The sequence below is a fragment of the Rathayibacter sp. AY1C4 genome, from assembly GCF_002932195.1.
Classification (GTDB): Bacteria; Actinomycetota; Actinomycetes; order Actinomycetales; family Microbacteriaceae; genus Rathayibacter.
Map to the genome: position 1 here is coordinate 1 of NZ_PSWE01000038.1, position 21,374 is coordinate 21,374.

The following is a 21,374-nucleotide window of genomic DNA, read 5'->3' on the forward strand; positions in this document are numbered from 1 at the left end:
GCCCCACGGAGAGAGCGTCACCGAGGACGACGTGCTCGGCGCGGTCCTCGACTTCGGTGTCGACGACGTGCTCGACCACGGCGAGAGCTTCGAGGTCCGCGTCGAGCCGAGCGAGCTCGTCCCGGCCCGCTCGGCCCTGCAGGAGGCGGGCATCGACTACGACTCCGCCGACATCGAGTTCGTCGCCTCCCTCCAGGTCGAGGCCGACGCCGAGACAGCTCGCAAGGTCTTCCGCCTGATCGACGCGCTCGAGGACTCGGACGACGTGCAGAACGTCTACACCAACCTCGACATCACGGCAGAGGTGCGCGCCGAGCTCGAGAACGAGGAGTGACGCGGTGAGCCCGGCCCGATCCCGGAGGGCGGCCTGATGCGCGTCCTCGGGATCGACCCCGGGCTCACCCGCTGCGGCGTCGGCATCGTCGACGTCTCGCGCGACCGCCACGCGACCCTCGTGCACGTGACGGTCCTCCGGACACCGGCCGACGACGCGCTGGAGCGCCGCCTGCTGGCCCTGGGCGACGGGCTCGAGGCGCTGCTCGACGAGCACCGCCCCGACGCCGTCGCGATCGAGCGGGTCTTCGCGCAGAACAACGTCAGCACCGTGATGGGCATCGCGCAGATCAGCGGCGTCGCCCTCGTCGCGGCGGCCCGGCGCGGGCTCCCAGTCGGGATGCACACGCCGAGCGAGGTGAAGGCCGCCGTCACCGGCTACGGAGCCGCGGACAAGCGCCAGGTCACCGCGATGATCCAGCGCGTCCTCCGGCTCGACGCCCCGCCGCGGCCGGCCGACGCGGCCGACGCCCTCGCCCTGGCCGTCTGCCACGCCTGGCGGGCGCCTCTCACGCCGTCCTCCGGGTCGGCGGGAGCCGGTGCCGACGGAGCGGCGGGCGGCACAGCAGCGCAGCGGGCGTGGCGCGCCGCCGAGGCCGCGAGTCGAACGCCTGTTCGAGCATCTAGACTGACGCGGTGATCTCCTCCCTCCGCGGCACCGTCCTCTCCGCCCGCGGGAGCCTCGCCGTCCTCGACGTCCACGGCGTCGGCTACGCGGTGAACGTGACCCCGCAGCACGCGCTCGAGATGCGCGTCGGCGACGAGACCACGGTCAGCACCGTGCTCGTCGTCCGCGAGGACTCGCTCACCCTCTACGGCTTCCCCGACGAGGAGCAGCTCGAGATCTTCGAGCTGCTGATCGGCGTGACCGGCGTCGGCCCGAAGTCCGCCCTCGGCGTGCTCGGCGCGGTCGAGCCGGACCGGATCGCGCAGGCGGTCGCCGACGAGGACGACGGGGTGTTCCGGAAGGTCAGCGGCATCGGCCCGAAGACGGCCAAGCTGATCATCCTGTCGCTCGCCGGCAAGGTGACCGTCCGTCCGCGCGCCGCCCGCGGCTCCGGTCCCGCCGCCACCGCCGCGCAGAACGTGCTCGCGGCGCTCGTCGGCCTGGGCTGGCCCGAGCGCACCGCGGCCGATGTGGTCGACGAGATCCTGCTCGACGCGCAGGCCTCCGACGCCGCGAACGTGCAGGCGCTGCTCCGGCTCGCCCTCGCCCGCCTCGGTCCGGCGGCCCGCTCGTGAGCGACGAGGTGCTGGGCGCCGAGGTCGCATCGGAGGCCGAGGTCGCCTTCGAGGGCGCTCTGCGGCCCAGGAACCTCAGCGAGTTCGTCGGCCAGCGCAAGGTGCGCGGCCAGCTCGAGCTGCTGCTCAAGGCCGCGGCCATGCAGGGCCGGACCCCGGACCACATCCTCCTGGCGGGCCCGCCCGGTCTCGGCAAGACGACCCTCGCGATGATCGTGGCGGAGGAGAGCTCCTCGCCCCTGCGGCTCTCCAGCGGCCCCGCGATCCAGCACGCGGGCGACCTCGCCGCCGTCCTCTCCTCGCTGCTGCCCGGCGAGATCCTCTTCATCGACGAGATCCACCGCATGGCGCGCTCCGCGGAGGAGATGCTCTACCTCGCGATGGAGGACTTCCGGATCGACATCATGGTCGGCAAGGGGGCGGGAGCGACGTCCGTCCCGCTGGATCTCGCCCCGTTCACGCTCGTCGGCGCCACGACCCGCTCCGGCCTGCTGCCCAATCCGCTCCGCGACCGCTTCGGCTTCACCGCGCACCTCGAGTTCTACGCGGAGGACGAGCTGCGGCAGGTGCTCGCCCGGGCGGCACGGCTGCTCGAGCTCGACATCGACGCGGACGCGATCGCCGAGATCGCCGGCCGCTGCCGAGGCACCCCGCGCATCGCCAACCGCCTGCTCCGGCGGGTGCGGGACTTCGCCCTGGTCCACGGCGGACGGGCCGACGTGACCGCCGTCCGCGCGGCGCTGGAGCTCTACGACGTCGACGCGCTCGGACTCGACCGGCTCGACCGCGCGGTGATGGAGATCGTGCTGACCCGCTTCGACGGCGGGCCGGTCGGCCTGAACACCCTCGCCGTGTCGGTGGGGGAGGAGGCGGAGACGGTCGAGGCCGTCGTCGAGCCGTTCCTCGTGCGGATCGGATTGCTGACCCGGACGCCGCGCGGCCGCGTGGCGACCCCCGCCGCCTACCGCCACTTCGGCATCGACCCCCGGGGGACGGCGGCTCAGCCGCCCCTGTTCCCCGATGATCTATGATTCTCTAGGCCCGACGGGCCGCTCGATCCGCTCCGCCTCGACCTGAGGCCGCGCGGCGGATCGCCCATCCACTCCGGAAGGCCCACCCATGGATCCGACGATCATCCTGCTCGTCCTGCTGCTCGCCGTGATGATCATCTTCATGTTCCGCAACAACAAGAAGCGCCAGCGCGACGCGGAGAGCATGAAGAACAACCTCCAGCCGGGGGTGGAGCTCATGACCGGCTCCGGCCTCTTCGGCACCGTCGTGTCGATCGACGACGAGGCGAACAAGATCGTCATCGAGTCGACCCCCGGCACGCTGCTGACCATCCACCGTCAGGCGATCGCCCGCCTCATCGACCCGAGCGAGAACGCCGTCGCCGTCGACACCGAGGACGAGGCCGACCCGCTGACCGCGACCGGCTCGCCCGAGTTCGGCGAGCGCGACTCCGCGCACCGCGACCCGCTGGTGGACCCGGTCGAGCGCGACCGCCGCCCCGACGCGCAGTAGTCTCCTGGTCGGGCCGGGCGCATCGGCGCCCGCCCGCCCTTCTCCACGCCCGGGCGACCCCGGGCCGATCACCGTCGACCGAAGAGAAAGCTGAGCCCTGGGTGGCCGCATCAACCCCCGTCCGGAAGGCCCGCCGCTCCCTGAGCTGGCTCGGTGTCCTGATCCTCGCTCTCGTCGGACTCAACACGGCGGCCGTCCTCTGGGGCGGCGGCTCCTGGACGCCGAAGCTCGCCCTCGACCTCGAGGGCGGCACGCAGATCGTCCTGCAGCCGCAGCTGAACGACGGCGACACCGTCTCGTCGGAGCAGCTGACGCAGGCCGTCTCGATCATCCGCCAGCGCATCGACGCGTCCGGCGTCTCCGAGGCCGAGATCACGACCCAGGGCTCGAGCAACATCGTCGTCTCGATCCCGGGCACGCCCGACGACGAGACGCTCCAGCGCATCGAGGCCTCGGCGAAGCTCGACTTCCGCCCGGTCCTCGTCGCGAGCCAGGCCACCAACAGCTCGGTCGGCGGCGACGCGACGTCCTCGCCCACGCCGACACCCGTCGACCCGTCGCTCTCGACGGAGCCGACCGCCTCGCCGACGAACGCGAGCGACCTCGCCTACCTCACGCCGGCGCTCGAGGCCCAGTACACCTCGTTCGACTGCGCGTACCTCAACGGCCAGGACCCGAACCTCGCCCCGGCCGACCAGCCGCTCATCACCTGCGACGACAGCGGGACGGTGAAGTACGTCCTCGGCCCGGTGGAGATCACCGGCGAGGACATCTCGGACGCCTCGAACGGCCTGATGACGACTTCCTCCGGCGCCAGCACCGGCACCTGGGCCGTCAACCTCTCGTTCGACGACCAGGGCACGCAGGCCTTCGGCGACGTGACCTCGCGCCTCGTGGCGCTGCAGGGTGCGCAGAACCAGTTCGCGATCGTCCTCGACGGCCGGGTCATCTCGGCCCCGTCGACGAACGCCGCCATCACCGACGGCAACGCGCAGATCTCGGGCTCCTTCACCCAGGAGTCGTCGAAGACGCTCGCCGACCAGCTCAAGTACGGCGCGCTGCCGATCGGCTTCCAGGTCCAGAGCTCGGACAGCATCTCGGCGACGCTCGGCTCCGCCCAGCTCGCCAGCGGCCTGCTCGCCGGCCTCATCGGCCTGATCCTCGTCATCGTCTACTCCATCGCGCAGTACCGCGTGCTCGGAGCCGTCACGATCGCCTCGCTGCTCGTCGCGGCGATCGTCACCTACCTCGTCGTCACGCTGCTGTCCTGGCGGGAGGGACTGCGCCTCTCGCTCGCAGGAGTCGCGGGTCTCATCGTCGCGATCGGCATCACGGCCGACTCGTTCATCGTGTACTTCGAGCGCATCCGCGACGAACTGCGCGACGGACGCGGCCTCGAGTCCGCCGTCGAGTCCGGCTGGCGGCGCGCGCTGCGCACGATCTTCGCGTCCGACATGGTGAACCTGCTCGCCGCGGTGGTCCTCTTCCTCCTCGCCGTCGGCAGTGTCCGCGGCTTCGCGCTCACCCTCGGGATCACGACGATCATCGACCTGATCGTGGTGGCGCTGTTCACCCACCCGATCCTGCAGCTGATGGCCACGAGACCGTTCTTCGCCGAGGGGCACAAGGCCTCGGGCCTGGATCCCCGGGCGCTCGGGGCCGTCTACCGCGGCCGTGCCGCCTTCCGTCCGCAGGACCAGGTGGTCGCCGGCAAGCGCGCCTCCGCGTCCCGCGAGGCGGCCAAGCGCCAGACCATCGCCGAGCGGAAGGCCGCCGAGGCGGCCGGCCTGCGCGACTCCAACGACTCGAACGGGAAGGACGCGTGATGGCCAGCTTCTCGCAGTTCGGAAACGACCTCTACACCGGTGCGCGATCGATCGACTTCGTCGGCCGGCGCCGCACGTGGTACCTCGTCTCGCTCGCCCTGATCCTGATCACGCTGCTCGGGACGGTCGCCCGCGGCGGCTTCAACTTCGGCATCGAGTTCACCGGCGGCTCGCAGTTCACGGTGTCCTCGCCGTCGAGCCTCGAGCAGGCGACGGCGACGGACGCGGTGACCTCGGTCGCTCCGGAGACCGTGCCGCGCGTGTCCATCGTCGGCGACGACTCCATCCGCGTACAGACCGGCCAGCTCTCGACCGACGAGTCGACCGCGGTGCGGAACGCCCTGTCGGAGGCGTACGACGTGCCCACCGACCAGGTCGCCTCCTCCTTCATCGGAGCGGCGTGGGGCAACGACGTGACCCAGCAGGCCCTGCGCGGCCTGGTGATCTTCGTGGTCCTCGCGGCCCTGGCCATGTGGGCGTACTTCCGCACCTGGAAGATGTCGCTCGCGGCGATCGTCGCGCTCCTGCACGACCTCGTGATCGTGGCGGGCGTCTACGGCATCACCGGCACCGAGGTGTCGCCGGCGGCGGTGATCGGACTGCTGACGATCCTCGGCTACTCGCTCTACGACACGGTCGTGGTCTTCGACAAGATCCGCGAGAACACCGTGGAGGCGCTCGGCAGCACGACCCGCACCTTCTCCGAGACGGTGAACCTGGCCGAGAACCAGACTCTCGTGCGCTCCATCAACACCTCGATCGTCGCCGCCCTCCCGGTGGCCGCGATCCTCGTGATCGGCGCGTTCGTCCTCGGCGCGGGCACTCTCCGCGACATCTCCCTCGCCCTGCTGATCGGCATCATCGTCGGCACGTACTCGACGATCTTCGTCGCGGCGCCGCTGTACGCCCAGCTGCGCAGCCGGGAGCCCGAGATCTCCAAGCACGACAAGCGCGTGGAGTCGGCCCGGGCGAAGGCGACCGCGCCGGCCGCGCCGGCCGTGCAGGGCTGAGCTGTGGCCGACTACGCACAGGTCACCGCGGCAGACGCCGTCGGACTCGTCGCGCGCGACGAGGTCTGGCTGCTCGATGTCCGGGAGCCGCACGAGTGGGCTGCGGGGCATGCTCCGGCCGCCCACCACATCCCGATGGGGGAGATCGGCGCCCGGCAGGACGAGCTCCCGGCCGACACGGCGATCCTGGTGGTCTGCCACTCCGGAGTCCGCTCCGCGATGGTGACGCAGGCCCTCGACGGCGCCGGCTACGAGGTCGCCAACGTCGACGCCGGCATGACCGCCTGGGCCGCGGCGGGCGGCGACGTGGTCGACGGCGAGGGGCGCCCGGGACGCATCGGCTGACGCCGGCGCCGTCCGCCCCGGGCGGAACGGTCATCGGCACCGTCCGCACGGGCGATAATGGGGCGATGGAGATCCTCGCGTGACGGAAACGACGACGACGTCCTCGACCGCTGCCCTGCGCAGACTGGTCCCGCGGATCTTCTCGCGCGCGCAGCCCTCCGGTGCTGTCGACACCCTCGTCCGCACCGTCCGGATGCACCACCCCAAGAGCGACATCGCGCTCATCGAGCGCGCGTACTCGGTCGCGGAGCGGGCGCACGCGAACCAGAAGCGCCGCAGCGGCGAGCCCTACATCACGCATCCGCTGGCCGTCGCGCAGATCCTCGCCGACCTCGGCATCGGCTCAAAGACGATCGCCGCCGCGCTGCTGCACGACACCGTCGAGGACACCGACTACCAGCTCGACGAGCTCCGCGCGGACTTCGGCGACGAGGTCGCGATGCTCGTCGACGGCGTCACCAAGCTCGACAAGGTCAAGTACGGCGACAGCGCGCAGGCCGAGACCGTCCGCAAGATGATCGTGGCGATGTCGAAGGACATCCGCGTCCTGATCATCAAGCTCGCCGACCGCCTTCACAACGCGCGGACCTGGGGCTTCGTCCCCGCCGAATCCGCCGCCCGCAAGGCCACCGAGACCCTCGAGATCTACGCGCCGCTGGCGCACCGCCTCGGCATCCAGGCCATCAAGTGGGAGCTCGAGGACCTGTCCTTCGCGGTGCTCTACCCCAAGATCTACAACGAGATCGAGAGCCTGGTGAAGCGGCGGACGCCGCAGCGCGAGGAGTTCGTGCAGAACGTCATCGACCTGATCAGCGAGGACCTGCGGGCCGGGCGGATCCGTGGTCGCGTCGTCGGCCGGCCGAAGCAGTACTACTCGATCTACCAGAAGATGGTCGTCCGCGGTCGCGAGTTCGACGAGATCTACGACCTGGTCGGCATCCGCGTCCTCGTGAACTCGGTGCGCGACTGCTACGCCGTGCTCGGCTCGATCCACGCCCGCTGGACGCCGATGCCGGGCCGGTTCAAGGACTACATCGCCACTCCGAAGTTCAACCTCTACCAGTCGCTGCACACGACGGTCGTCGGGCCGAAGGGGCGTGCGGTCGAGATCCAGATCCGCACCAACGAGATGCACCAGCACGCGGAGTTCGGCATCGCGGCGCACTGGAAGTACAAGGAGCAGATGGCCACCGGCAAGGTGCCCACCTCCGGATCGAACGACACCGACCTCGCCTGGCTCGCGCACCTCTCGGACTGGCAGTCGGAGACCACCGACCCGAACGAGTTCCTCGACTCCCTCCGCTTCGAGATCGGCGCCAAGGAGGTCTACGTCTTCACCCCGAAGGGACGCGTGATCGGCCTGCCGACCGGTGCGACCCCGGTCGACTTCGCCTACGCGGTGCACACCGAGGTCGGGCACCGGACGATGGGCGCCAAGGTCAACGGGCGCCTCGTGCCGCTGGAGTCGGCTCTGACGACGGGCGACGTGGTCGAGGTCTTCACCTCGAAGAACCCCGACTCGGGACCGAGCCAGGACTGGCTCCACTTCGTGCAGAGCCCCCGGGCCCGCAACAAGATCCGGCAGTGGTTCACCAAGGAGCGGCGCGACGAGGCGATCGAGCAGGGCAAGGACTCCATCGCCCGGGCGATGCGGAAGCAGAACCTGCCGCTGCAGAAGCTGATGAGCCAGGACACCTTCACCGAGGTGGCCAGCCAGCTGCGCTACAACGACGTCGAGGCGCTCTACGCGGCCGTCGGCGAGGGCCACGTCTCGACCCAGTCGGTGCTCGAGAAGGTCGTCTCCTCCATCCAGGGCGATCCGGAGTCGGACGAGAACGAGGTCACCCTCCCGCGCTCGCCCCGGCCGCGGAGCCGGAGCAGCGAATCGGGCGTCCTCGTGAAGGGCGCGCCGGACATCCTCGTGAAGCTCGCGAAGTGCTGCACTCCGGTTCCGGGCGATCAGATCGTCGGATTCGTGACGCGGGGAGCCGGCGTCTCCGTGCACCAGGCGAACTGCCACAACGTGCAGGAGCTGCTGAAGGAACCGGAGCGGATCGTCGACGTCGAGTGGGCGCCGTCCTCCAAGAGCATCTTCCTCGTGCAGATCCAGGTCGAGGCGCTGGACCGCTCGGGCCTGCTGAGCGACGTGACGCGCGTGCTCTCGGAGCACCACGTCAACATCCTCTCGGCAACGGTCTCGACCTCGAGCGACCGGCTGGCGATCAGCCGGTTCGTCTTCGAGATGGGCGACACCACCCACCTGGACCGCGTGCTGAACGCCGTGCGCCGGATCGACGCCGTCTACGACGTCTACCGGGTGAACGGGGGCTGATCCCCGGGCGGCGCCTCGCCGAGCGCCGCCCGCAGCCGTCGTCCGACGATCCTCCGTCCGGCGACGGCGCTGCCCTCCTCCAGCCTCGCGAGGACGGCGTCGAGGCCGGTCCGGGTGCTCCGAGAGAGCGCCCGGAGGATCCGGCCCGCGTCCTCCGTCCGGGCGAGGTCGATCAGCGTGCGAGCAGGCGACGTGACCGGCGCGCCGCCGAGGAGGACGACGTCGTCCTCGTCGAGCAGGACCTCGTGGCACCGCAGGCGGGGGTTCGACGGCGCCTGTCGGCGCTTCCGCCGGTCGATCGAGGCGCTGTGCACCGGCGGCGGGCCGTGCGTCGCCCCGTGCACCCATGCGGCGGAGAGACGATCGGCGACGGCGCCGCGGGGGAGCAACGAGCGCAGGGAGGCGGCCCGCTCGGACGCCCCCAGGGGCAGGTCCGCGACGAGGAAGCCCTCGTCGAGCGCGACCAGCTCGCCGTCGAGGCGGGCGGCGCACAGCTCCGCGAGAGGGAGGTGCCCGGGGAGGAGCACGGAGGGGAGGCGCATCCGGCCATGCTGGCCGATGCGCCTCCCCTCCGGAGCGTCGCGAGCGGATCTGTGGAGGGATCCGCCGGCGCGGGTCTAGCCGATCGCGTCGAGCCAGACCTTGCGGGCGTCGAGCGCCTCCTGAGCCTGGGCGATCGCGTCGCGGTCGCCGCGCGCCTTCGCCTCGTCGAGCTCGTCCTGGAGCTTCTGGATCGCGGCGGTCAGCTGCGAGGCGAGACCCTCGGAGCGGGCCTTGCGCTCCGGGTTGCTGCGGTTCCAGTGCTCCTCGTCGAGCTTGCGGACGTGCGCCTCGACCTTGCGGAGGCGGTCCTCGACGGTGCGCACCTGCTCGCGCGGCACGCGGCCGACGGCGTCCCAGCGCTCCTGGATCGAGAGCAGCACCCGCTTGGCCTTCTCGCGGTCCTGCTCCTGCAGGAGCGGCTCCGCCTCCTCGAGGAGGGCGAGCTTGAGGTCGAGGTTCTCGGTGTACTCGACGCTCTCCTGCGCGACGATCTCGGCCTTGGCGCCGTAGATCGCGTCGCCGGCGGCCTTGAAGCGCGCCCAGAGCGCGTCGTCGAACCGCTTGCCTGCGCGGCCTGCGACCCGCCAGCGCTCCAGGAGCGCGCGGTAGTCCGGGATGGCATCGGCGCCCTGCGGCACCAGCGCCTCGGCCTGGTCGATGAGCGCCTGCTTGGCCTGCTTGGCCTCGCGGTGCGCGGAGTCGAGGTCGGCGAAGAACGCCTTGCGGTTCTGCTCGATCGTGGTGCGCGCTCCGCGGAACCGGCGCCACAGCTCGTTCGCGTCGTTCTTGGGAAGGCGCGGGCCCTGCTGCTGGTGGTTCTGCCAGCGGGCGAAGAGGTCGTCGATCGCGGCGCTGGCCTGCTTCCACTGCGTCTTCGCCGGGTCGACCGCCGCCAGGGCCTCGGCCTCGGCGACGATGGCCTCGCGGTGGGCGAGGGCCTCGGACAGCGCGGCCTTCGACTCGGCCGCCTGCTGCTCGGTCAGATCCTCGACGGAGCCGCTCAGCGCGTCGACCCGGGTCTGCAGCGACTCGAGGTCGCCGACGGCGTTCGCCTGCGCGATGGCCGCGGACAGCGACTGCACCGTGCGGGCGACGTCTCCGGCGGGCGCGCCCCGCTTGGCGCGCTGCTCGAGCAGGGAGACCTGCCCGGCGAGCTCCGTGTACTTGCGCTCGTAGTAGGCGAGCGCCTCCTCGGGAGTCGCATCGGGGTACTGGCCGACCTCTCGCTCCCCGTCGCCGACGCGGACGTAGACCGTCCCGTCGTCGCCGACCCGTCCCCACGGCTGCTGGTCACTCATCGCTCGGAGCCTCACCTTGCTGTTCGATGTCGTGCTTCTCGGTGCCCGTCGCGTCGTCGGCCGGTGGGGCTCGACGGCCGGAGGGCCGAAGACCGCGCTCGGCCGCGAACGGGCAGTGACGACAAGCCTATTGCACTCCCCGCGCGGGCGGACCGTGACGACGCCGCGGGTGCGGCTACTGGACGGAGACGGAGGTGATGGTCACGGGCTCGGCGGGGGCGCCGTCACCCGATCCGTCGGCCGTGCCCTTCGACACGACGTCGCTGACGAGGGCGTCGAGTCCCGAGGTGACCTGCCCGAGCACGGTGTACCCGCCGGCCGCGTCGGCGGGCAGGGTCGTGTCCTGGTAGACGACGAAGAACTGGCTTCCCTGGCTGTAGCCGTTGCCGCCCTGGCGGGCCATCGCGATGGTCCCGGCCGGGTAGACGCCGTCCTCGGGCGCGTTCTCGACGGGACCGTAGCTGTAGCCGGGGCCGCCGGTGCCGTCGCCGTCCGGGTCGCCGCACTGGAGGACGTAGAGGCCCTCCGTGGTGAGGCGGTGGCAGGAGACGCCGTCGTAGAAGCCGGACTGCGTCAGCGAGATGAAGGAGGACACCGCCTGCGGGGCAGCGGCGCCGGCGAGCGTGATGCCCAGCGGGTCCTCGCCGATCGTGAGCGTGCCCGTCCAGTCGCGGCCCTCGGCGATGTCGGAGGAGGGGACGTCGCCGGTGTTCGCCCCCGTCGCCTCGGGCGTCGGGGTCGCGGAGGAGGAGGAGGTCGGCTCGGCGACCGGGGTGCCGGGGCCGCCGGAGAAGTAGAGGATCTGGGCGACGACCGCGAGCCCGATCACGACGACGGCGGCGATCGCCGCGATCACGTTGTCGCGCACGCGCCGCTTCTGCCTCGAGCGGTGGAGGCTCTGACGGGCCTGGTAGGCCCGGAGCCGGGTGCGCGCCTCGCGGTCGTTCGACTTGCCCTGGGCCACGTGTTCCTCCGACGTCCTCGTCCGCGCGGCTTCGGCGCGGCGGCCCGCGCACGCAGGCCGCGTCGAGCCTACGAGAACCGCCGGAGGCGCGACAAACGCCGCTCCGTCGCGCCGGGCAGTCGGGCCGGGGCTCTGTCGGAGGCCGTCGTTACGCTGGGGGCATGACCATGCAGCAGGCCGGACTCCGCTCCGGGGCGACTCCGCTCGCCGTGCGGATGCGGCCGCGCAGCCTCGAGGAGGTCGCCGGCCAGCGCCACCTCCTGACGCCCGGCTCGCCCCTGGTCGCCCTCGCCGCCGACACGACGGGGGAGCGGGGAGCGGTGTCCGTGATCCTCTGGGGCCCTCCCGGCACGGGCAAGACCACGCTCGCGCAGGCGGTGGCCCACTCCAGCGGCCGCCGCTTCGTCGAGCTCTCCGCCGTCACGGCGGGCGTGAAGGACGTGCGGCAGGTGATGGAGGAGGCGCTCTCCACCCGCGACCTCTACGGCACGTCCACCGTGCTCTTCCTCGACGAGATCCACCGCTTCACCAAGGCGCAGCAGGACGCACTGCTGCCCGGGGTCGAGAACGGGTGGGTCATCCTCATCGCGGCCACGACCGAGAACCCCTCGTTCTCGGTGATCGCGCCGCTGCTCTCGCGCTCGCTCCTGCTGACCCTCGAGCCGCTCAGCGACGACGACCTGGGCGTCCTGGTCGACCGCGCCCTGCACGACGAGCGGGGTCTGCGCGACTCGGTGACGCTGGAGGAGGAGGCCCGGGCGAGCATCGTGCGGCTCGCCTCCGGAGACGCCCGGCGGGCGCTGACCGCGCTCGAGGCCGCCGCCACCTCCGCCCGCTCGGAGGCCCGCGAGGCCGACCGGGCCGCCCGCGCCGCCGCCGCGGAGGACCCGGACGAGGAGGACGAGGACGACGAGGGCGCTCCCGTCGAGGCCGCCGCCGAGGAGCCCGCGCTCCCCGTGATCACGACCGAGGTCGTCGCGCGCGCCGTCGACCGAGCCCTGCTGCGCTACGACCGCAACGGCGACGAGCACTACGACGTCATCAGCGCCTTCATCAAGTCCATCCGGGGCTCGGACGTCGACGCGGCGCTGCACTACCTGGCCCGGATGATCGAGGCGGGGGAGGATCCGCGGTTCATCGCCCGCCGCATCATCGTCTCCGCGTCCGAGGACATCGGCATGGCCGACCCGCAGGCGCTCGTCGTCGCGATCGCCGCGGCCGACGCCGTGCAGTTCATCGGCATGCCGGAGGGGCGCATCCCGCTCGCCCAGGCGGTCGTGCACCTGGCGACCGCCCCGAAGTCGAACGCGTCCTACTCCGCCATCGACGCGGCCATCGCGGACGTGCGCGCTGGCCGCGCGGGCCGGGTGCCGGCGCACCTGCGCGACGCGCACTACCCCGGCGCCAAGAAGCTCGGCCACGGGAAGGGCTACCGGTACCCGCACGACGCCGACCTCGGCGTCCTCGAGCAGCAGTACCTCCCGGACCCGCTCCAGGGCGCGCGGTACTACCGGCCCACCGAGCACGGCAACGAGCGCGACGTCTCCGCACGACTGGCGAAGCTCCTGCGCATCATCCGCGGCGACCGGGGCTGACCGCGCAGACCGCGAACTCGCGCGACCCGCACGGGAGGCCGTGGCCTGATAGTCTTGCGAGGTTGCCCACCGCTCTGTAGCCGAGCGGAGCAGCGCATCCCTCTGAATCGCGCAGCCCGCCACTGCGGTCACCCTTCCCCCGCACCCGCGGAGGACACGACCGCGGCGTCCGCCCTCCTCTCGGAGCCGGCGGTCGAGAGCTGCGACCGAACCTCTCAGACCTTGGAAGGACCACTGTGTCGACCACGTCCCGTACCCGCTCGAAGACGCGCCTCTCGCGCGCCCTCGGCATCCCCCTGACCCCGAAGGCCGCCCGCTACCTCGAGAAGCGTCCCTACGCTCCCGGCGAGCACGGCCGCTCGAAGCGCAAGGCCGACTCCGACTACGCGGTCCGCCTGCGTGAGAAGCAGCGTCTGCGCGCCCAGTACGGCATCCGCGAGAAGCAGCTCCGCATCGCCTTCCAGGAGGCGCGCCGCACCCAGGGCCTGACCGGTGAGAACCTGGTCGAGCTCCTCGAGATGCGCCTCGACGCCCTCGTCCTGCGCTCGGGCTTCGCCCGTACCACCGCGCAGGCCCGCCAGTTCGTCACCCACCGCCACATCATGGTGGACGGCAAGACGGTCGACCGCCCCTCCTTCCGCGTGAAGCCGGGCCAGGTCATCCACGTCAAGACCCGCTCCGAGGGCACCGAGCCCTTCCAGGTCGCCGCCGCCGGTGGACACGTCGACGTCCTCCCCAAGACCCCGGGCTACCTCGAGGTCGAGATCGACAAGCTGCAGGCGACGCTCCTGCGCCGCCCGAAGCGCGCCGAGGTCCCCGTGACCTGCGAAGTGCAGCTCGTCGTCGAGTACTACGCGGCCCGCTGAGTCCAGCCCCGCAGAGAAAGGCCCCGGTGTGCGCACCGGGGCCTTTCCCGTTCCCGGGGTCGCGATCCGGAGTGCCCGCCGCGCTCCGAGAGTCCCGCGCTGCGCCCGATCCGGCCGTCGCGCCCGAGCCGAGCGCCCGTCCCCGCGTCCGACCCTCTCGCGGGCCGTCGGTAGGCTGGAGTGCCGCGCTGGGCGGCATCGAACGGAGGTCACCGTGACCGGTGGAGACATCGCAGGGCTCATCGCCGCGGGGGTGTTCGCGATCCTGGTGGCGATCACCGCCGTCCCGCTCTGGAAGCTCGGGCGCGTCTTCGACAGCACGAGCGAGGCCATCAAGCAGGCCAGCGACGGCCTGACGCCGATCCTCGACGAGTCGGCCTCCACCCTCCGCGAGGCCAACCACCAGCTCGCGCGGGTGGACACGATCACCAAGGACGTCGCCGAGGTCACCGGCAACGTCAACGCGCTCGTCGCTCTCACGGCCGCGACCGTCGGCGGTCCGCTCATCAAGCTCGCCGGCTTCACCGCCGGAGTCCGCGCCGTGCTCGTCGCCGGACGGACGGCCGACAAGGCCGGAGCCGCGGTCGGCCGCTCCGCCGCGAAGCGCACGAAGCGCCCGCGCTCGAAGTAGCGCCGCGCCCGCGCCCTAGAATCGAACGGGTCGTCGCGCCGTCGCGCCCGCCCCGCCGCTGTGGAAGGACACCCCGTGAAGAACATCCTCCTGATCGTCATCGGGATCGGCCTCGGATTCGCGGTCGCCCACCAGGTCTCGCGCACCGAGGCGGGCGCCCGGCTCTTCGCCGACATCAACCGCACCGCGAAGGAGCTCGGCGAGGCCGTCTCCGAGGGCTACCACCAGCGCGAGGCCGAACTGAAGGCCGCCATCGGCGAGGGCTGACGCCCCGCCGCCCGACATCCGCGTCGTCACCGACCGAACCGTAACGGAACCCATGCAGACCGCAGACATCCGCAACCGCTGGCTCGACTTCTTCGGGAGCCGCGGCCACACCGTGGTCCCCTCCGCCTCCCTCGTGAGCGAGGACCCGAGCCTCCTCTTCACCGTCGCCGGCATGGTGCCGTTCGTGCCCTACCTCACCGGAGTGGTCCCCGCGCCCTACCCGCGTGCCACCAGCGTGCAGAAGTGCATCCGCACCAACGACATCGAGGAGGTCGGCAAGACGCCTCGTCACGGCACCTTCTTCCAGATGAACGGCAACTTCTCCTTCGGCGACTACTTCAAGGAGGGGGCGATCGGCTACGCCTGGGAGCTGCTCACGCGCGCCGAGAGCGACGGGGGACTGGGCTTCGACGAGAAGGACCTCTGGGTCACCGTCTACAAGGACGACGACGAGGCGATCGCGCTCTGGAAGACGATCGCGGGACTGCCGGACGAGCGCATCCAGCGCCTGGACAAGGACACCAACTACTGGTCGACCGGCCAGCCCGGCCCCGCGGGCCCCTGCTCCGAGATCTTCTTCGACCGTGGACCCGCCTACGGGATCGACGGCGGCCCGGCGACGGACGACGACCGCTACGTCGAGATCTGGAACCTCGTCTTCATGCAGTACCTCCGCGGCGAGGGCACGAGCAAGGTCGACTTCGACATCCTCGGCGAGCTGCCGCGCAAGAACATCGACACCGGCATGGGCCTCGAGCGCGTCGCCTTCCTCAAGCAGGGCGTCGAGAACATGTACGAGATCGACCAGGTCCGTCCGGTCCTCGATCGCGCCGCCGAGCTCTCGGGCCGCCGCTACGGAGCCGTCCACGAGGACGACGTCCGCATGCGCGTCATCGCCGACCACGTGCGCTCCTCGCTGATGCTGCTGTCGGACGGCGTGACGCCGTCCAACGAGGGGCGCGGCTACATCCTCCGCCGCCTGATGCGCCGCACGGTGCGCGCCATGCGCCTGCTCGGAGTGGACACCGCGACGTTCCCCGAGCTCTTCGCCGCCTCGCGCGACGCGATGGCGTCGGCCTACCCCGAGGTGTCCACGGAGTTCGAGCGCCTCTCGACCAGCGCCTACGGCGAGGAGGAGGCGTTCCTGCGCACCCTCGCGGCCGGCACCGAGATCCTCGACCTCGCGGTCCTGAAGACGAAGAAGGCCGAGTCGCCGACGCTGCCGGGCGACACCGCGTTCCTCCTGCACGACACCTTCGGGTTCCCGATCGACCTCACCCTCGAGATCGCCGAGGAGTCGGGTCTGACGGTCGACCGCGAGGCGTTCGATTCCCTCATGACCGCGCAGCGCACGCGTGCGAAGGCCGACGCGAAGTCGAAGAAGTCGGCGCTGGCCGATCTCTCGGTCTACGCCGACTTCCGCGCCCACGGCGAGACGCTGTTCACCGGCTACGACGTGCTCGACACCGAGACGCGCATCCTCGGCCTCATCGTCGGCGGGCACTCCGTCACGAAGGCGGTCGCGGGCGACATCGCCGAGGTGATCCTCGAGGCGACCAGCCTCTACGCGGAGTCGGGCGGCCAGGAGGCCGACGCCGGCCGCATCGTCGGCTCCGGCTTCGATCTCGAGGTCCTCGACGTGCAGAAGCCCGTCAAGGGGCTCATCAGCCACAAGGTCCAGGTCGCCAGCGGCGAGGTCGGAGTGGGCGACGCCGCCACCTCCGTCGTCGACCGCGACTGGCGCCGGGGCGCCACGCAGGCGCACTCGGGCACGCACCTCATCCACGCCGCGCTGCGCCAGGTGCTCGGTCCGCAGGCGCACCAGTCCGGCTCCTACAACAAGGCGGGCTACCTGCGCCTGGACTTCTCGTGGAACCAGGCCCTCTCGCTCGAGACCCGCAGCGAGATCGAGGAGATCGCCAACACGGCGATCCGTGACAACCTCGAGGTCGTCACGCGCGAGCTCCCGATCGACGAGGCGAAGGCGCTCGGCGCGATGGCCCTCTTCGGCGAGAAGTACGGCGACGTCGTCCGCGTGGTCGACATCGGCGGGCCCTGGTCGCGCGAGCTCTGCGCGGGCACCCACGTCGGGCGGTCGTCCGAGGTCGGCGTGATCAGCCTGGTCAGCGAGTCCTCGGTCGGATCGACCAACCGCCGCGTCGAGTCGCTCGTGGGCCGCGAGGCCTTCCAGGAGCTCGCCGCCGAGCGCGCCCTCGTCAGCACGATCTCGTCCTCGCTGAAGACCCCGCGCGAGCAGCTCCCCGAGCGGATCGGCGAGCTCGTCGCGAGCCTCAAGGCCGCTGAGAAGCGGATCGCCGCGTTCGAGGCCAAGGCCCTCGCCGACCGGGTGCCCGCCCTCGCCGCGACCCGCCGCACTGTGGGCGGCACGACCGTCGTCGCCGAGAGCATCGGCTCCGCCGGATCGACCGACGAGCTGCGCTCCCTCGTGACCTCCGTCCGCGAGCGGCTCGGCCAGGAGCCGGCCGTCGTCGCGCTCGCCGCCGACGTCTCGGGCAAGCCCGCGGTGATCGTCGCCACCAACCAGGCCGCCCGCGACCAGGGCCGCCGCGCGGGTGCGCTCGCCAGGCGCGCCGCCGGGATCCTCGGTGGCGGCGGAGGCGGCAAGGACGACCTCGCCCAGGGCGGCGGCTCCGACGTCTCCGCCATCGGCGCGGCGCTCGAGGCCGTGGTGCAGGAAGCGACCAGCTGAATGAGCCGGTTCGGCGTCCGGCTCGGCATCGATGTGGGCCGTGCCCGCATCGGGGTCGCCCGCTGCGACGCCGACGGCCTGCTCGCGGTGCCCGTCGAGACGGTCGCGCGGGCGGGCACTGACGGCGGATCCTCGGACGTCTCCCGGATCGCTCACCTCGCCGCCGAGTACGATGCCCAGGCGATCATCGTCGGACTGCCGTTGTCGCTGTCGGGGGCCGAGACGGCCTCGACGGAGGACGCGCGCGGATTCGCTCGACTGCTCGCCGAGGCGGTGCCCACCGCTCCGGTGCGGCTCGTCGACGAGCGGCTGTCGACGGTCACCGCTCAGAGCGCCCTGCACCGCTCCGGACGCACCACCCGCGGCTCCCGAGCCGTGATCGACCAGGTCGCCGCCGTGGTGATCCTGCAGCACGCCATCGATTCCGAGCGCTCGGCCGGCACCCCGGCCGGAGTCCTGCTCGAACCGAACGAAGGACCTCCCCGTGACCGACGTCCCCCCGAGCCGCCGCGACGCCCGCGCCGCCGAGCAGGCGCAGCCGACTCCGCCCGACCCGACTCCGGAGCAGCAGCCCGCGCCGACTGAGGCGCACGATCCGCTGGGCCGCCTCTTCACCGGGCCCGACGTGCCCGAGCCCCGCGGCCGCGACGACGCGGCCGCGTTCGACCCGGACGCGCGCCCGAAGCGGCGCCGCGCGGCTCCCGCGACGGGCGGCGCGAAGAAGCGCCGCAGCCGCCGCGGGCTCATCGGCGGGCTTCTGGCCTTCGGCGTCTTCGCCGCGCTCGTCGCCATCGCCGTGACGATCTTCCTCGAGCCCGTGCGCGGCCTGTTCGCCGAGCCCGAGCCGACCGACTTCACCGGCACCGGCTCGAGCGAGGTGCTGTTCACGATCCACCAGGGCGACGGCGGCAGCGACATCGCCAACAACCTCGTCTCGGACGGGGTCATCAAGTCGTACGACCCCTTCTACGACCTGCTCCTCGCTCAGAGCCCGGAGCCCGTCTTCCAGCCCGGCGCGTACTCGCTCAAGGCCGAGATGAGCGCCAAGGCCGCACTGTCGGCGCTGCTCGACTCCGAGTCGACGCGCCTCGCGAACACCTTCGTCATCCCCGAGGGGACGGCGCTCAAGGAGGCGCTGCCGCTCATCGCGGACGGCACCGGGGTCGCGCTGACGGACCTCGAGGCGGCCGCCGCCGACTGGGGCTCGTTCGGGCTCCCGGCCGGGGCGACGAGCCTCGAGGGGTTCCTGTTCCCCGCGACCTACGACATCGACCCGTCGACGCCGGCGCACGACATCCTGAAGACCCTGGTCGACCGGATGTACCAGTCGCTCGACCAGGCCGGCGTGCCGGCGGACGACCGCTACCGCGTCGTGGTGTTCGCGTCCCTCGTGCAGCGCGAGGCCCGCGTCGCCGAGGACTTCCCCAAGGTCGCGCGCGTGTTCCAGAACCGCCTCGACCAGGGGTGGCGCCTGCAGTCGGACGCGACCGTGGCGTACGGCACCGGCGCGACCGACCGCGTCTCGACCACGGACGCCGAGCGGAACGACGCCGGCAACGTCTACAACACCTACCAGCGCGACGGCCTGCCGCCCGCGCCGATCTCGAACCCGGGCGACGTGGCGATCGACGCGGTCATGCACCCCGCGGACGGCACCTGGATGTACTTCGTCACGGTGAACCTCGAGACGGGCGAGACGGTCTACTCCACCACCGACGCCGAGCACAACGCGGCCGTCGACCAGTGGCAGGCCTGGATGCGGGACCACCCGGAGTACCAGTGACGGCCGCCGGGTACCGCCTCGCGGTCCTCGGCGCGCCGATCGCGCACTCGAAGTCGCCCGCGCTGCACGCGGCCGCCTACCGGGTGCTCGGACTCGACTGGAGCTACCGCGCCGTCGAGACGACGGAGGCGACCCTCTCCGAGGTCGTGTCCGGTGAGCCCTGGCACGGACTGTCGCTGACCATGCCGCTCAAGCACGCGGTGCGACCGCTGCTGGCGGAGGAGGACGCGGTCGCCCGGGTCACCGGCGCGGTCAACACCGTGCTGGTCGACCGCTCCGGCCCGGCACCCCGCCTCCGCGGGTTCAACACCGACGTCGCGGGCATCGTGCGCGCCCTCGCCGAGGCGGGCGTCGTCTCGGCGGAGCGCGTCCAGGTGCTCGGCGGGGGAGCGACCGCCGCCTCCGCCCTGGCCGCCGCCGCCGAGCTCGGCGCGGCGCGGGTCGACCTCGTCCTGCGGACGGCGTCGAGGGCCGTCGAGCTCGCTCCGCTCGCGGAGTCGCTCGGCGTCCCGCTCTCGGTCCGCTCCTTCGCCGACTGGTCCACCGGAGCGCCACTGGTGATCTCGACGCTCCCCGGCGGGGCGGCGGACGGCCTCGACGTGCCCGACGCGGCGGTCGCGGGCTCGACCCTGTTCGACGTGGCGTACTCCCCGTGGCCGAGCGCGCTCGCCCGGCGCTGGGAGCAGGGCGGCTCCCCGGTCGTCTCCGGGCTCGGGATGCTGCTCCACCAGGCACTCGTGCAGGTGCGGATCTTCGTCGGCGGCGACCCGGTCCTGCCTCTCGATCGCGAGGACGAGGTGCTCGCGGCGATGCGCCGAGCCGTCTCGGCGGGTCCGGCGCACTGACCTCGTGTGCCAGAATCGGAGGATGCTCCGTTGGCTCACGGCCGGGGAATCCCACGGTCCCGAACTCGTCGCCGTCCTCGAAGGACTGCCGGCGGGCGTCCCCGTCTCCCTCGACGACATCCGCGCCGATCTGGCGCGCCGGAAGCTCGGCTACGGCCGCGGAGCCCGGATGAACTTCGAGCAGGACGAGCTGACGATCTCCTCCGGCGTCCGGCACGGAGCGACGATGGGCAGCCCCATCGCCCTGCGCATCGGCAACACGGAGTGGCCGCGCTGGGTCGACGTCATGTCGGCGGAGCCCCGTGACCCCGAGAGCCTGCCCAAGGGCCGCGGCGCCGCGCTCACACGGCCCCGCCCGGGCCACGCCGACCTCGTCGGGATGCAGAAGTACGGCTTCCCCGAGTCCCGCAACGTGCTCGAGCGCGCCTCCGCCCGCGAGACCGCGGCCCGCGTCGCCCTCGGCGCCGTCGCCCGCCGCTTCCTCGGCGAGCTCGGCGTCTCGCTCGTCAGCCACACCCTCGCCATCGGGCCGGTCCGCGTGCCCGAGGGCTCGCCGCTGCCCGGCCCGGCCGACGTCGCCGCCCTGGACGCGGATCCGCTGCGCTGCCACGACGCCGCGACCAGCGCCCTCATGGTCGCCGAGGTGGACCGCGCCCACGACGACGGCGACACTCTCGGCGGCGTGGTCGAGGTCCTCGCGTACGGTCTCCCGCCCGGACTCGGGTCCTACGTGCACTGGGACCGTCGTCTCGACTCCCAGCTCGCGGCGGCCCTGATGGGGATCCAGGCGATCAAGGGCGTCGAGGTCGGCGACGGCTTCCTCACCACCACCCGCCGCGGCTCGGAGGCGCACGACGAGCTCTTCCAGTCCGCCGCCGGCATCTCCCGGTCCAGCGACCGGGCCGGCGGCACCGAGGGCGGGATGAGCACGGGGACCGTGCTGCGGGTCCGCGCCGGCATGAAGCCGATCGCGACCGTGCCGCACGCGCTGCGCACCGTCGACGTCGCCACCGGCGAGGCAGCCGGCGCTCACCACCAGCGCTCCGACGTCTGCGCGGTGCCGGCGTCCGGTGTCGTCGCGGAGGCGATGGTCGCCCTGGTGCTCGCGAACGCCGTGCTCGAGAAGTTCGGCGGCGACAGCGTCACCGAGACCCGCCGCAACCTGCAGGGCTACCTCGCCGCCATCCCCGACGAGCTCCGCACGGCCGCCGCGAGCGACCCGGGTCTCGGGCTCGCCTGATGGCCGCGTCCTCGGCGGCC

Annotated in this window: 20 protein-coding genes and 1 pseudogene; 18 read left to right on the forward strand and 3 right to left on the reverse strand. The window is 72.2% G+C overall.

Going from position 1 to position 21,374, the window contains the following annotated elements:
- The 9 genes from C5C99_RS15010 to C5C99_RS15050 all read left to right on the forward strand — a co-directional run.
- The coding region (locus C5C99_RS15010) for a YebC/PmpR family DNA-binding transcriptional regulator (protein WP_181074623.1) at positions 1-334 on the forward strand (334 nt) is incomplete at its 5' end.
- 36 nt (positions 335-370) lie between these two features.
- The gene (gene ruvC, locus C5C99_RS15015; protein WP_104340326.1) at positions 371-973 is read left to right on the forward strand and encodes a crossover junction endodeoxyribonuclease RuvC; all 603 of its coding nucleotides are present in this window, start codon (positions 371-373) and stop codon (positions 971-973) included.
- Positions 970-1,575, forward strand: coding sequence for a Holliday junction branch migration protein RuvA (gene ruvA / locus C5C99_RS15020; protein WP_104225337.1), 606 nt, complete (start codon positions 970-972; stop codon positions 1,573-1,575). The genes ruvC and ruvA overlap by 4 nt, the downstream gene beginning before the upstream one ends.
- The gene (gene ruvB, locus C5C99_RS15025; protein ID WP_104224769.1) at positions 1,572-2,606 is read left to right on the forward strand and encodes a Holliday junction branch migration DNA helicase RuvB; all 1,035 of its coding nucleotides are present in this window, start codon (positions 1,572-1,574) and stop codon (positions 2,604-2,606) included. The genes ruvA and ruvB overlap by 4 nt, the downstream gene beginning before the upstream one ends.
- 88 nt (positions 2,607-2,694) lie before the next feature.
- Positions 2,695-3,099: a preprotein translocase subunit YajC gene (gene yajC, locus C5C99_RS15030; protein WP_104224768.1), complete on the forward strand. Its 405-nt coding sequence runs from the start codon at positions 2,695-2,697 to the stop codon at positions 3,097-3,099.
- Positions 3,100-3,200: 101 nt separating this feature from the next.
- Complete coding sequence (secD, locus tag C5C99_RS15035; RefSeq protein ID WP_104318974.1) at positions 3,201-4,925, forward strand: protein translocase subunit SecD; 1,725 nt, start codon at positions 3,201-3,203, stop codon at positions 4,923-4,925.
- A complete protein-coding gene (gene secF / locus C5C99_RS15040) occupies positions 4,925-5,935 on the forward strand; it encodes a protein translocase subunit SecF (RefSeq protein ID WP_104233316.1) in 1,011 nt (336 codons plus the stop codon). Before secD ends, secF begins: the two co-directional genes overlap by 1 nt.
- A gap of 3 nt (positions 5,936-5,938) precedes the next feature.
- Positions 5,939-6,280, forward strand: coding sequence for a rhodanese-like domain-containing protein (locus C5C99_RS15045; RefSeq protein ID WP_104327529.1), 342 nt, complete (start codon positions 5,939-5,941; stop codon positions 6,278-6,280).
- 79 nt (positions 6,281-6,359) lie between these two features.
- Positions 6,360-8,612, forward strand: coding sequence for a bifunctional (p)ppGpp synthetase/guanosine-3',5'-bis(diphosphate) 3'-pyrophosphohydrolase (locus C5C99_RS15050; RefSeq protein ID WP_104224764.1), 2,253 nt, complete (start codon positions 6,360-6,362; stop codon positions 8,610-8,612).
- Here C5C99_RS15050 and C5C99_RS15055 read toward each other — a convergent pair.
- The 3 genes from C5C99_RS15055 to C5C99_RS15065 form a co-directional block, all read right to left on the reverse strand.
- Positions 8,591-9,154, reverse strand: coding sequence for a type IV toxin-antitoxin system AbiEi family antitoxin (locus tag C5C99_RS15055; protein ID WP_104340327.1), 564 nt, complete (start codon positions 9,152-9,154; stop codon positions 8,591-8,593). The genes C5C99_RS15050 and C5C99_RS15055 overlap by 22 nt on opposite strands.
- Before the next feature lie 75 nt (positions 9,155-9,229).
- The gene (locus C5C99_RS15060; protein WP_104233314.1) at positions 9,230-10,453 is read right to left on the reverse strand and encodes a DUF349 domain-containing protein; all 1,224 of its coding nucleotides are present in this window, start codon (positions 10,451-10,453) and stop codon (positions 9,230-9,232) included.
- Between the two features lie 175 nt (positions 10,454-10,628).
- On the reverse strand, positions 10,629-11,417 hold the full coding sequence (locus tag C5C99_RS15065) for a peptidylprolyl isomerase (RefSeq protein WP_104233313.1): 789 nt from the start codon (positions 11,415-11,417) through the stop codon (positions 10,629-10,631).
- Positions 11,418-11,578: 161 nt separating this feature from the next.
- Here C5C99_RS15065 and C5C99_RS15070 point away from each other — a divergent pair, with 161 nt between their 5' ends.
- The 9 genes and pseudogenes from C5C99_RS15070 (at position 11,579) to aroC (ending at position 21,354) form a co-directional block, all read left to right on the forward strand.
- Entirely contained in the window at positions 11,579-13,012 is a 1,434-nt protein-coding gene (locus tag C5C99_RS15070; protein ID WP_104246774.1) for a replication-associated recombination protein A, read from the forward strand.
- 236 nt (positions 13,013-13,248) lie between these two features.
- Positions 13,249-13,878, forward strand: coding sequence for a 30S ribosomal protein S4 (gene rpsD / locus C5C99_RS15075; protein ID WP_068210518.1), 630 nt, complete (start codon positions 13,249-13,251; stop codon positions 13,876-13,878).
- Positions 13,879-14,092: 214 nt separating this feature from the next.
- Positions 14,093-14,509, forward strand: coding sequence for a DUF948 domain-containing protein (locus tag C5C99_RS15080; RefSeq protein ID WP_104224759.1), 417 nt, complete (start codon positions 14,093-14,095; stop codon positions 14,507-14,509).
- Between the two features lie 75 nt (positions 14,510-14,584).
- Entirely contained in the window at positions 14,585-14,776 is a 192-nt protein-coding gene (locus C5C99_RS15085; RefSeq protein ID WP_104225329.1) for a hypothetical protein, read from the forward strand.
- Between the two features lie 52 nt (positions 14,777-14,828).
- Positions 14,829-17,486 carry an alanine--tRNA ligase gene (alaS, locus tag C5C99_RS15090; protein WP_104336151.1) on the forward strand — a complete coding sequence of 886 codons (2,658 nt, stop codon included), beginning with the start codon at positions 14,829-14,831 and terminating at the stop codon, positions 17,484-17,486.
- Positions 17,487-17,960: pseudogene (ruvX, locus tag C5C99_RS15095) on the forward strand (Holliday junction resolvase RuvX); the annotation flags it as partial.
- Positions 17,961-17,970: 10 nt separating this feature from the next.
- Positions 17,971-19,269, forward strand: coding sequence for an endolytic transglycosylase MltG (gene mltG / locus C5C99_RS15100; RefSeq protein WP_181027103.1), 1,299 nt, complete (start codon positions 17,971-17,973; stop codon positions 19,267-19,269).
- Positions 19,266-20,114, forward strand: coding sequence for a shikimate dehydrogenase (locus C5C99_RS15105; RefSeq protein WP_258059240.1), 849 nt, complete (start codon positions 19,266-19,268; stop codon positions 20,112-20,114). Before mltG ends, C5C99_RS15105 begins: the two co-directional genes overlap by 4 nt.
- Positions 20,115-20,136: 22 nt before the next feature.
- Positions 20,137-21,354, forward strand: a complete 1,218-nt coding sequence (gene aroC, locus C5C99_RS15110) for a chorismate synthase (protein ID WP_104246778.1) — start codon at positions 20,137-20,139, stop codon at positions 21,352-21,354.
- Positions 21,355-21,374: the final 20 nt, after the last annotated feature.

What these genes read in the sequence shown, in the direction of transcription:
- ruvC (WP_104340326.1), top strand. Translation starts at nt 371, where the DNA reads ATGCGCGTCCTCGGGATCGACCCCGGGCTCACCCGCTGCGGCGTCGGC.
- yajC (WP_104224768.1), top strand. Translation starts at nt 2,695, where the DNA reads ATGGATCCGACGATCATCCTGCTCGTCCTGCTGCTCGCCGTGATGATC.
- secF (WP_104233316.1), top strand. Translation starts at nt 4,925, where the DNA reads ATGGCCAGCTTCTCGCAGTTCGGAAACGACCTCTACACCGGTGCGCGA.
- C5C99_RS15055 (WP_104340327.1), bottom strand. Translation starts at nt 9,154, where the DNA reads ATGCGCCTCCCCTCCGTGCTCCTCCCCGGGCACCTCCCTCTCGCGGAG.
- C5C99_RS15060 (WP_104233314.1), bottom strand. Translation starts at nt 10,453, where the DNA reads ATGAGTGACCAGCAGCCGTGGGGACGGGTCGGCGACGACGGGACGGTC.
- C5C99_RS15070 (WP_104246774.1), top strand. Translation starts at nt 11,579, where the DNA reads ATGACCATGCAGCAGGCCGGACTCCGCTCCGGGGCGACTCCGCTCGCC.
- alaS (WP_104336151.1), top strand. Translation starts at nt 14,829, where the DNA reads ATGCAGACCGCAGACATCCGCAACCGCTGGCTCGACTTCTTCGGGAGC.
- aroC (WP_104246778.1), top strand. Translation starts at nt 20,137, where the DNA reads ATGCTCCGTTGGCTCACGGCCGGGGAATCCCACGGTCCCGAACTCGTC.